At 52.7% G+C, this 10791-nt stretch carries 13 protein-coding genes; 2 read left to right on the forward strand and 11 right to left on the reverse strand.

The features are described 5' to 3' along the window. Both AQR02_RS24480 and bcp read right to left on the reverse strand, forming a co-directional pair. Positions 1-402: BadF/BadG/BcrA/BcrD ATPase family protein (locus AQR02_RS24480; protein ID WP_054943021.1), on the reverse strand; the 402-nt coding region annotated here is incomplete at its 3' end. A 122-nt stretch (positions 403-524) separates the two neighbouring features. Next, positions 525-992: a thioredoxin-dependent thiol peroxidase gene (bcp, locus tag AQR02_RS24485; RefSeq protein ID WP_054943022.1), complete on the reverse strand. Its 468-nt coding sequence runs from the start codon at positions 990-992 to the stop codon at positions 525-527. Between the two features lie 126 nt (positions 993-1118). Here bcp and AQR02_RS24490 point away from each other — a divergent pair, with 126 nt between their 5' ends. Both AQR02_RS24490 and AQR02_RS24495 read left to right on the forward strand, forming a co-directional pair. Beyond that, positions 1119-2168 carry an LCP family protein gene (locus tag AQR02_RS24490; protein ID WP_054943023.1) on the forward strand — a complete coding sequence of 350 codons (1050 nt, stop codon included), beginning with the start codon at positions 1119-1121 and terminating at the stop codon, positions 2166-2168. Between the two features lie 188 nt (positions 2169-2356). Then, the gene (locus tag AQR02_RS24495; protein WP_054943024.1) at positions 2357-3673 is read left to right on the forward strand and encodes a glutamate-1-semialdehyde 2,1-aminomutase; all 1317 of its coding nucleotides are present in this window, start codon (positions 2357-2359) and stop codon (positions 3671-3673) included. An 80-nt stretch (positions 3674-3753) separates the two neighbouring features. On the opposite strand, the gene AQR02_RS24500 is transcribed toward AQR02_RS24495, so the two are convergent. The 9 genes from AQR02_RS24500 to AQR02_RS24540 all read right to left on the reverse strand — a co-directional run. Continuing rightward, complete coding sequence (locus AQR02_RS24500) at positions 3754-4005, reverse strand: hypothetical protein (RefSeq protein WP_054943025.1); 252 nt, start codon at positions 4003-4005, stop codon at positions 3754-3756. Between the two features lie 8 nt (positions 4006-4013). Further along, the gene (def, locus tag AQR02_RS24505) at positions 4014-4574 is read right to left on the reverse strand and encodes a peptide deformylase (RefSeq protein WP_054943230.1); all 561 of its coding nucleotides are present in this window, start codon (positions 4572-4574) and stop codon (positions 4014-4016) included. A gap of 101 nt (positions 4575-4675) precedes the next feature. Continuing rightward, the gene (locus AQR02_RS24510; protein ID WP_054943026.1) at positions 4676-5974 is read right to left on the reverse strand and encodes a stalk domain-containing protein; all 1299 of its coding nucleotides are present in this window, start codon (positions 5972-5974) and stop codon (positions 4676-4678) included. A 106-nt stretch (positions 5975-6080) separates the two neighbouring features. Then, positions 6081-6371 (reverse strand): hypothetical protein, encoded by a 291-nt coding sequence (locus AQR02_RS24515; protein ID WP_054943027.1) that lies wholly within the window; start codon positions 6369-6371, stop codon positions 6081-6083. 15 nt (positions 6372-6386) lie between these two features. Continuing rightward, complete coding sequence (locus AQR02_RS24520) at positions 6387-7271, reverse strand: inositol monophosphatase family protein (protein WP_054943028.1); 885 nt, start codon at positions 7269-7271, stop codon at positions 6387-6389. Between the two features lie 120 nt (positions 7272-7391). After that, positions 7392-8399 carry a UV DNA damage repair endonuclease UvsE gene (gene uvsE / locus AQR02_RS24525; protein WP_054943029.1) on the reverse strand — a complete coding sequence of 336 codons (1008 nt, stop codon included), beginning with the start codon at positions 8397-8399 and terminating at the stop codon, positions 7392-7394. Next, complete coding sequence (locus tag AQR02_RS24530) at positions 8396-8713, reverse strand: hypothetical protein (RefSeq protein WP_036723794.1); 318 nt, start codon at positions 8711-8713, stop codon at positions 8396-8398. Before AQR02_RS24530 ends, uvsE begins: the two co-directional genes overlap by 4 nt. A 52-nt stretch (positions 8714-8765) precedes the next feature. Beyond that, on the reverse strand, positions 8766-9857 hold the full coding sequence (locus tag AQR02_RS24535) for a D-alanine--D-alanine ligase (RefSeq protein WP_054943030.1): 1092 nt from the start codon (positions 9855-9857) through the stop codon (positions 8766-8768). A 19-nt stretch (positions 9858-9876) separates the two neighbouring features. Continuing rightward, positions 9877-10791, reverse strand: a 915-nt coding sequence (locus tag AQR02_RS24540) for an amidase domain-containing protein (RefSeq protein WP_082452066.1), incomplete at its 5' end; no start/stop codon positions are given.

Consider the following 10791-nt stretch of genomic DNA (forward strand, 5'->3'; position numbering starts at 1 on the left):
TGAGGCCATCTGATCGATGAATGCCCCCGTGCCGCCTGCACAGGCCGTATTCATCCGCTGCTCGATGCCGCCGTTTAAATAAATAATCTTGGCGTCTTCCCCGCCAAGTTCAATCGCCGTATCACACTGCGGGATCAGCTCACTGATCGCCTTGGTACAGGCAATAACCTCCTGAACGAAGGGGACTCCGCCAAGCTTCGATAAAGACAGGCCCGAGGAACCGCTTACAGTCAATGCTGCCTTCCTGTCCGCAAATCTGTCCCGGACATCAGACAGGAGGGATAGGGCAGCTTTTTTTATATCGCTATAGTGTCTAACATAGTCTTGATATACAATTGTATTCCGTTCCATAACAACCAATTTGGCCGTAGTTGATCCGACATCAAGCCCAATACGCATCATCATGCCATCCCCTTGCCATTCCCCAAATTTGAAGTAATATGAGGCAACTATATCATGAGAGCGCCTTAGGAAAGCTGTTAAAAATGTTATAGACTTTTACAAATCATTACCAGCATACTTAATTATTTCATGATTTCTTCTACTGCCTTTTCAACATGGCCTTTTACGCGGACTTTTTTCCATTCTGCCGTAAGTATGCCCTGCTCATCGATGAGAAAAGTGGAGCGCACGATGCCCATGAATTCTCTGCCATACAGTTTTTTCAGCTGCCAGACCCCGAACATTTCACTTACCAGATGCTCTTCATCTGACAATAACGGGAACGGCAGATTGTTCTTACTGATGAACTTGGTATGCGAAGCCAGACTGTCCGGGCTGATTCCCAGCACTACAGCTCCCCGGGCGGTGATTTCATCATGGGCGTCACGAAATTCGCAGGCTTCCTGGGTGCAGGCAGGCGTCATATTTTTTGGATAAAAATAAAGCAGCACTTTGCGTCCGCGGAACTGGCTTAAGCTCACCACCCCGCCCGTTGATGCAGGAAGCGTAAAGTCCGGGACCTGCTGCCCGATTTCGATTATATTCGTCATATGTATCCACTCCTTATATTTTTTCATTATAATTTTTCTAAAAAAATTGGCGGAATATTCCGAAATTGCTTGTATTCCTAAAAGAAATTATAATGTAGTCAATGTGAATGCGAAAGGAAGAACGAAATGCCACCAAGAAAGAACCGGCAAACAAAAGCCGGCAAATCAAAGAAGAAACCGCTGTTCTGGACTCTGGCAATTATACTCCTCCTAGTTGTCGGCGGGTCGATCTTTTACTTCACCTCTATCTACAACCAGCTGGACAATTTACACAAAACCGGTTCTGCTTCCCCTTTTGCAGCCGTTCCCTCTCCTTCAGCCGAAGCTGATCAACCTCCGGAATGGCAAGGTACCGAGCCCGTAAACATCCTCCTTATGGGTGTCGACGCGCGCGGAGTGAAGAAAGGCGAAGTCCCACGCTCGGATACGATGCTGGTTGCCTCTCTTGATCCTGTTAAGAAGAAGTTCTATGTATTCTCCATTCTCCGCGATACCTATGTGGACATTCCCGGATATGACAAGGAGCGCATTAATACAGCGATCACCCATGGTCCCAATACGGCGATGCAGACGGTCAGCGACCTGCTCGGCATCCCGATTCAATACTACGTCTACACCGATTTCCAAGGCTTCATTAAGCTGGTAGATGCGGTAGGCGGGATCGATTATGAGGTCGAGAAGGACATGGTCTACAAGACCATAGCCGACGGGCCTGAATACGACATTGATCTCAAACAGGGCTTCCAGCATCTTGATGGAAATATGGCACTGCAATATGTGCGCTTCCGCCATGACGCTACCTCCGATTTCACCCGGACAGAACGCCAGCGCGGCTTCCTAAAAGCCGTAGCGGACAAGGTAATCAGCACCACTTCGCTTCTCAAGCTGCCAAATATCCTCAAACAGGTTACCCCGTATATCGATACTAACCTGTCTATCGACGATATGTGGAAGCTGGCCAGCGTCGGTTACGACAGCTCGATGGGCGGCAGCGAACAGATTCCGCCAATGGAACTGCTGACTGAAGAAAAGACCAGCGGCGGCGCCTCTGTCATCGGCTTCAGCAGCGACGATGAGCTTAAGCAGTTCGTACAGGATACCATGACTGCACCCGAGCCGACGGCATCGCCTGAAGGCTCTCCCGATAGCAGTACATCAGCCACAAGCGGAAACTAGTGAAGCTCTACACCTACTCGGCCTAAGGACGGGCGGACAACGATATCCATCGCTGTTCGCCCGTTCCCTTGCCCAGAGGACATACGACACCCCCACAAAGTGGAGTCATTACATGGAAGCCGAATCAGGTACTTTGCGGGGACCCCAATAACTTTAATTTCTCTAACAGTAAGAAAGGATGATCTATTATGAACCGCAGCACATCAGCCCAATTATATGAGGAAGCTCTTCAGCATATTGTCGGGGGCGTCAACAGTCCCTCCCGTTCCTTCAAAGCCGTTGGCGGAGGCGCCCCGGTATTTATGAAACGCGCCGGAGGTTCCCGTTTCTGGGATGAGGACGGCAACGAATACATTGATTACCTAGCGGCATACGGCCCGATCATTACCGGCCATGCCCATCCGCATATCACAGCAGCGATTACCGAAGCTGCCCAGAACGGCATTCTCTACGGAACACCCACCCGGCTTGAAATCAAGCTGGCCAAGATGCTCAAGGAAGCCATCCCTTCGATGGATAAAGTACGCTTCGTCAACTCCGGTACGGAAGCCGTTATGACCACAATCCGCGTAGCCCGCGCTTATACGAAACGCAGCAAAATCGTTAAATTCGCCGGCTGCTATCACGGACATTCCGATCTGGTACTGGTAGCCGCAGGCTCCGGACCTTCCACCCTCGGCATCCCGGACAGCGCCGGTGTACCAGGCAGCATCGCCCAGGAGGTCATTACGGTTCCCTTCAATGATCTGGACAGCCTCCGCGCGGCACTGGAGAAATGGGGAGAGGATGTTGCCGCAGTTATGGTCGAGCCCATTGTCGGCAATTTCGGTATGGTTATGCCTAAACCGGGCTTTCTTGAAGGACTATGCAAGCTGGCGCATGACAATGGCTCCCTCGTCATTTACGACGAGGTGATCACCGCTTTCCGCTTCCACTACGGCTCCACCCAGACCTATGCGGGTCTTGATAACCATGAAGACATCACCCCGGATCTGACTGCGCTTGGCAAGATCATCGGCGGCGGTCTGCCGATCGGCGCTTACGGCGGCCGCAAGCATGTCATGGAGCAGGTTGCTCCGCTGGGACCGGCTTATCAGGCCGGAACCATGGCCGGCAACCCGGCCTCCATCTCGGCCGGAATTGCCTGTCTTGAAGTACTGCAGGGCGCAGGGGTGTACGAGGAAATGGAACGGCTGGCGATCCGCCTGACCGAAGGCCTGCAGGCTTCCGCAGACCGTCACGGCATTCCGCTGACGATCAACCGGATCCGCGGCGCATTCTCTACCCACTTCTGCGCTCATCCGATTACGAACTATGAAGAAGCACAGGATACAGACGGCGAAATGTTCGCCAGCTTCTTCCGCCATATGCTGGACCGCGGCATCAACCTTGCCCCGTCCAAATATGAGGCCTGGTTCCTGACTACAGCCCATACCGATGCTGATATTGATGCTACACTGGAAGCGGCTGAAGCCTCCTTCCAGGCCATGGCTGCGGAAAAATAATCTGTTCACCAGTAAACCTTTTTACGAGAAGAAGAAACGGGTACCCTCCTTTATTGGACGGTACCCGTTTTCTCTTCCTTCTAACTGCTTCCCTTACTCTTTTGCCACCCATGACTGAACAGGGAAGTAACCCCTACTACGGCAGTCAGCCTTACGATAAGCGGCATATCGTTGACAACCATAGTTATGATAACAAAGCTGATGACGATAGCTGCCTGTGCCGTAATATGCTTTTCGAACGTTCCTTGACGGATTCTGTAACCAAAAACACCGATGATTAACAAAGTGAGTCCCAGATATACAGCTGTAATTGCCATTTCAGTCCCGTTCATAATTTCTCCTATTGTTTCAGATCATAGAGGCTGCGGATTTCAACCCCCTGCGGCAGCTTGAACGGATTTTCCTGGTTGATCCGGTCGTAAAACATAATGCCGTCCAAATGGTCCATTTCATGCTGAATGATAATCGCCTGATACCCCTTGAATTTCACAACAACCTCCTGGCCGTCCAGGTTATAGCCTTTTACCTTCACCGACTCATAACGCGGTACAAACCCGTGTACCGGGCGGTCAACGGACAGGCAGCCTTCACTCTCAGGCAGATACACCATCGCCACCGAATGGCTCATGATCTTCGGGTTAACCCAGGCATGCTCCACCGTTTTCCCGTTCTCATCCTTCAGATACATCACGAACATCCGCTGCGTAAGGCCAATCTGATTGGCGGATAAGCCAACACCGGAGCGAAGTTTATATTTAGCGGAAAGCTCAGCGTCCTGGCTGTTTTTGAGAAACTGAAGCATGCAATCCAGCGCCTCCCGGTCCTGAATTTCCAGTGGCAGCTTTACCGGCTCTGTAACCGTGCGGAGCAAGGGGTCACCTTCCCGCACAATATCACCCATCGTAATGAGATAATCCGCCTTATATTTTGCATTAGACAACGAAATTCATCCACCTTTGCCAATATGGTTAATTATTAATTATAACTATAGTTGCATGCAGATTATGGATTTATAAATGCAGTCCGCAGTTTGCTGCTGTAATTCACATCAAAGCCAAGTCCGGTAGCGAGCGCGGCAAGCGGCAGATAGGTTTTGTCCTCTTTGCCAACCTTTTGCAGAAATGCCGGTGTATCAACCGCCTGATTCACGCCATTGACTTTAATAAACTTGGAGCCTATGGTAATGACGACCGTACGACCGCCAAATACAATGGTAGCGCTGGAGGTTTTATTGTCCCATTTCCCGTTAGCGCCTACTGCATTCAGAATATCCTTGAGCGCCAAAAAGTTCTGTCCGTTCTTCAGGATCGGCTTATTCGGCGTATTGAGCTCTACACCCTTTACCACAATGGACATTGGTGCAATATCGTTAGCTGTCGTCATTGCAGGGACAGCCGGTGTCCGGTACCCGCCCCACACCAGCTCGGCAAAGACCCGGGCAATTTTCTCATACCCCAGCTGGGTTGGATGAAAATCTGCTGCTCCCGCACCGATAATATGGGTCAGTGAGGCCTCCACTCCCGCGAATTGTGCGGCCACATGGGCTGTCAGCACAGGTGCTTCTGCCTTATTCAGGCTTGCCGTGATGCTATCAGCTACTCCGGTGAAACGCTCCGCAGCACTCATCAGTGTAGTATAATTCGCGCCGAGCGCAATTTTGGGAGCGGGCTGATATTGATCAGCCAGCAGAATGGCCGCAGCCGGATTGACAGCACGTATATTCTCCAGCGCAGTCTTCACGTTCGTGCCGTAGGCCGTCAAACGCTGTTCCAGTTGAGCATCAAAATCCGCAGTGGCCATTTCCTTCACATTCAGAAAAAGGCTGCTGACATCATTTCCTCCGACTGTAATTGTAATCAGGTCCGCTGCCGCAAGCTCCGTCTTGATTTGCGGCGTCAGCGCGGCAAACTGGCTGATCCGCGGATCACGCAGTCCGGCCTGTATACCATCCGGGGTAGTGGCCGTGCCGTCCTTAATAGCTACGGTATAGTTAAGCAGTCCCGCTGAGGTCAGCCCCAATATTCCGTAATTGCTGAGTGCGCTTCTTCCGTGATACCAGCCCTGTTCCAGCAGTCTTTCAGCATATCCGTAAGGTTTGGTGTTCGGGTCTGTCATTCCCGGTTCATACCCGGCAGTGACGGAGTCCCCTAACGCCACGATGCGAAAGACATCCTGCTCTGCTCCTTGTACTGCCGCCGCATCAGCCGCATCAACGGATCCTGTAGCTGTACTAAGAAGCAGCGTTAACAGAAGCATGCCGCTTGTTCCGGCAGCCATAATCTTTTTCCATGCCATCAGCATCGTACCCCTCCTACATTAATATAATTCCATTCTAACATTTGACCCGCCTCCCGCAAAGAAGCGGCTTCCCATTATTTGAGAAACCGCTCCATTACCAATCAATGTTCTATTGTTGTCCGTTTCCGGGCTCAGCAGTCTGACCTTTGCCCTTCTCCTGCTGCGGGCTAAGGCTCTTGCCCGAACGCTCCAGATATTTGTCGTAACGGTCATCCAGCTCATAAGCCATCTTGCGGTACCGCAGGGTTTCTTCCACGATAGGATCAAGCGTAGTCTGAATCCTGATCTCGTATTTGGGCGAAATTTGACGGATTTCCTTAGCCTTCCGGTCACCTTGTTCCATTTCGCCTTCCTGCAGCAATTCGCTCAGCTTACGCTCCAAATCATCATTATCGCCCATGCCTTGGCTGCCTCCTTAACGCTTATATCCCGTTGCTTCCGCTTCATTCAGCGCTGAAACCAGGAAATCATGAATATATCCGTTACTCACCACTACATGGCGTGTACCAATATCATAAGGATTGCCCAGCGTATCGGTCACTTTGCCTCCGGATTCAAGCACCAGCAGTACACCTGCGGCGCAATCCCATGGGCTTAAGCCGACCTCCCAGTAGCCGTCTACCCGGCCTGCTGCGACATAAGCCAGATGCAGTGCTGCCGATCCTCCGGCGCGGATTCCGCGAACCTGCGGCAGAATATGCTGCAGGCCGGCCATGTTCGCCGGCTGGGCGAAGGTCCGGTCCGGCGGGAATCCCATAGCGATGAGGCTGCTTCCCGGCTCCGTTTCACTGGACACGGAGGTAGGAATCCCGTGCATGTAAGCCCCTTTGCCCTTCTCTGCGACAAACATCTCGTCACGGATCGGGTCGTAAATAACCCCTACAGACAGTTCTCCCTTGATTGCTAGTGCAATGGAAACACAGTAGAAGGGAAAGCCGTGTACGAAATTGGTCGTTCCGTCAATCGGGTCTACAATCCACAGGTATTCATGCTTCCGCCCTTCCTCCAGAGCGGCTGTAACAGCGTCCGCACCCGGCATAACGCCTTCTTCCCCAAGAATGGCATGGTCGGGATAATGGGTCAGGATCAGCCGCCGGATCATCTGCTCCACACCTTTATCTACTTCAGTAACCAGATCCTGCGCCGACGTCTTGCTGCCCAGTTCCTTCACTTGTCCCTGTCTGCTCTTGATCCATTCCCCCGCCTTGGCCGCAGCGTTGATTGCCGCTGCCGTAAACCCCTTGCTCGTTACTACATAGGGCTCCCGTTCGTTCCGGTTATCAGGATTTAAAGGATTCATCTCTTCACTCCGCTTTCTTGAACTTGATCGCTCTCCCGTGAAACACTGCTATTAAGCGCACTTCCTGCTGCTTAAGTTTCATTCAACGTACCCTATTTCAGAATACTTATCAAGCCTTATCTAGGGTTCAATATTAACACTTGCTCCATCCAGCACTGTAATTCCGTTACCGGCTTCCGCCAGCTCCTTCATGGCATCCATCAGCCCGAACAGTGCACCGTCCTTTAATTTAGCTTCAATCATGACATCGACAGCAGGCGTATCCGCCGCAATCCGCTTCAGAAAAGCAAGCAGCGGCGCAGGCTCAACCCCGTCCGCATGGCTGCGGGGATCAGAGGGGCTGCGGGGGCTGGAGACGTGAATTTTGGGCGGGAGCAGTTCACCGGGCCGGACATCCGTCAGGGCGAGCTCACTCTTCCAGGTCTTCATGATATCCGGCCACAGCTCCCAGGGCAGCTCGCCCTCATTGTTCACCCACTGGTGATGAATATCCAGCACCATCGGCAGCCCCAGACTACGGCTGACTTCCAGCGTCTCTGGCGCGTTGAACGTCTTATCATCGTTCTCAAGCGTCATCCGCTCCTGCAGCCTTGCCGGCAGCTCTGCGAAATTTTCTTTGAACCGTGCTGATGCTGCAGGCTTGTCCCCGTAAGCCCCGCCGATATGGATATTGTTCTTGGCGGTTGCAGCAAGTCCCAGCGCATCCAGCATATCGGTATGATGCTGCAAATCACGGACGGAACTGGCCAGCACCTCGGGGCGCGGCGTACTCAGGACGGTGAAGTGGTCGGGATGAAAGGAGACCCGGAGGCCATGCTTTCTAATATATTCACCGACTTCAGCAAACTCCTCAGCCAGCGCCGCAAAAGGGTTCCAGTCCTGCAAGTTGGGATGCGTTGCGAGCGGAATCAGCTTGGACGTCAGCCGGTACACCTTAATATCCGAGCCGACGTTATGCTTCAAGAGACGCAGCGTATTATGCAGGTTCATCTTCGCCAGCTGCTCCAGACGCCGCAGCGCAGCTTCGCGGTCACCCAGCTTGTTAAAGCTGGACATGGTCATGGTCTTGGAGGGAGAGCAATCTTTGATGACTGTTGACATGGCCACATAACCGAAGCGGACAATCATCCTTCTTCCCCAAAGAACATTTCATAGGCAAGCGCAGTCTGCACCCGTGACTCTTCCTCATTCAGCTTACGTACCAGATCCATCTCAACTGCCGTTACTTCATTGCCCTGAAAATTAATCTCCGCAATCGAGGCGGAAATCTTCACAATCGCCACCGCAACATTCTCAGGGGTGTAGGCAATGACCTTCTGGCCGGTAGGATACACGCGGAAGCCTTGCTTTACCATTTTGGTACGCCCGTACTCCAGCAGTTCGTATAGCTCCTGCTCATTCTTGAATTTGCAGACTGAATTGAATTCCGATTGAAATCCCATTGCTTAAGGTTCTCCTTCCCGGCCGGATGAAATCCGCCGCTTAGCTTTGATATTATTCGTTGTCGTATTTGAGGCCCTGTCTAAACTGATACCGCTCCAGCGCCAGCTCGATCATGCGGTCCAGCAGCGTCTGGTAGGACACGCCGGTTTCGCGCCACAGCAGCGGATACATACTGAAGGGCGTAAAGCCCGGCATCGTATTTACTTCATTGATCAGAATCTTGCCGTCTGATCTCCGCAGGAAGAAGTCTGCCCGTGTAATGCCGCTGCCCTCAATCGCCCGGAAAGCCTGCAGTGCCGCTTCACGCAGACGGTCAGCGACTTCGGAATCCAGCGGGGCAGGGATCAGCATCTGCGACTTGCCGTCGATATATTTGGCCGCATAGTCATAATATTCTCCAGAAGAGACGATTTCACCCGGAACCGAAGCATCCGGCTCCTCATTCCCCAGCACGGCAACCTCTACCTCACGGGCATCAACAAATTCCTCGATAATAACCTTAGTATCATAACGGAGGGCAAATTCGACAGCCTTAACCAGACTTTCTTTGTCTACAGCCTTGGAAATGCCGACGCTCGAGCCCAGATTGGCCGGCTTGACGAATACCGGATAACCGAGCTTATCCTCCACACCGACGATCAGCTCATGGCTTTTACGCTTCCATGCACCGGCGCTGAAATAACAATACTCACATTGCTCAAGTCCCGCTTCTCCGAACAGCTTCTTCATCACAACCTTATCCATACCTGCCGATGAAGCCAGAACGCCTGCACCGATGTAAGGGATATTCGCCATTTCAAATAATCCCTGAATCGTGCCGTCTTCCCCGTTCGTTCCATGCAGCAGCGGGAACATGACATCAACCGCCTGCCCGCCACCGCTTAGCCCGCTGAATACGGTATTCAGTGCCGTTCCCATATCTCCTGCTGCCTCAGAGAGCTTCAGCTGCTCAATCCCGCTATACGGGGCGGTCAGCTTCTCCCCCACTTTCCACAGCCCCTGCTTGGAAATATAGAATGGAATAATTTCATATTTATCGTAGTCAAAAGCGTTCATGACCGCAAAAGCCGTCTGCAGCGATACTTCATGCTCTCCGGATTTGCCTCCGTACACCAGTCCTACGGTACATTTCGTGTTCCCCATGCCCTAACCTCTTTCTGAATTATAAGTAGTCATTGATATGAAAAAAACGGTAGGCCGTTCTGTCGGTCCATGCATAGGAATCACGGTAATCCCAGTAGCGATGGCGGCTGCTGACGGTCCGGGCATTCACCAGCGGCATACCTTCCGCGTCAAAAGCAGTTACAATGGTGCTGTGCTGGTAATGGCCGTTGCCGTCCCAGTCATACTGGATAATATCGCCGAGGCTAAGCTGGTCCGGACGCTCCATGGCTTCAGCGCGAAGACCGATGCTCCGGTGCCCGCTCAAATAACGCTCCAGGCTGTCCGACACGGCCCAGCTGAAGCTCCACCATTCCTGGGCTCCATTATAGCCTTTGTACCACCAGCCCGTTTCTCTTTTACCAGTATAGTTGATAGGCGCTCCCCCTGCAAAGAGACATTGGGAGACGTAATTCGTGCAATCCACCTCGAAAACCTCAAACTCCGGATTGCCGTCTTTCCACCAGCGGTCGGCATAGGCAGCCGCCTCCTCCCGGCGGTAGCGCACCTCTCTTGCGCCGCCGCTGCTGCGCTGCACTTTGCGGCTCAGCAGCGGCTGTGAGGGCCGCGGGGCAGGGAGAACTTCCCCCCATTTGGACATCCGCAGCGCCGGCTCCGTTTCAGCCGCTCTTCGCAGGAGGTTCCTCTCGGGTACACTACGCTCAATGTTCACAATCTCCCAGTTCTTCCCTGTCCGAACGAAGGTTAAGCGCTCCGATTCAATTTTATCCTCGCGGTGCGTGATTCCGCCCTTCTCATAATAAAACGCGCTGTGCAGGGCTACATCAGCCACAACCTCCCCAGAGCTCTGCCGGACGGTCCGCAGTGTGCGGACACCGGTCTCCCCGCGCAGCGGCGTAATTCCCCGGCGGTCATACCACTCCGCAAGGCGGCGGGACCGTTCGCCATGGGCTTT

It is taken from the genome of Paenibacillus ihuae, from assembly GCF_001368795.1.
Classification (GTDB): Bacteria; Bacillota; Bacilli; order Paenibacillales; family Paenibacillaceae; genus Paenibacillus_AQ; species Paenibacillus_AQ ihuae.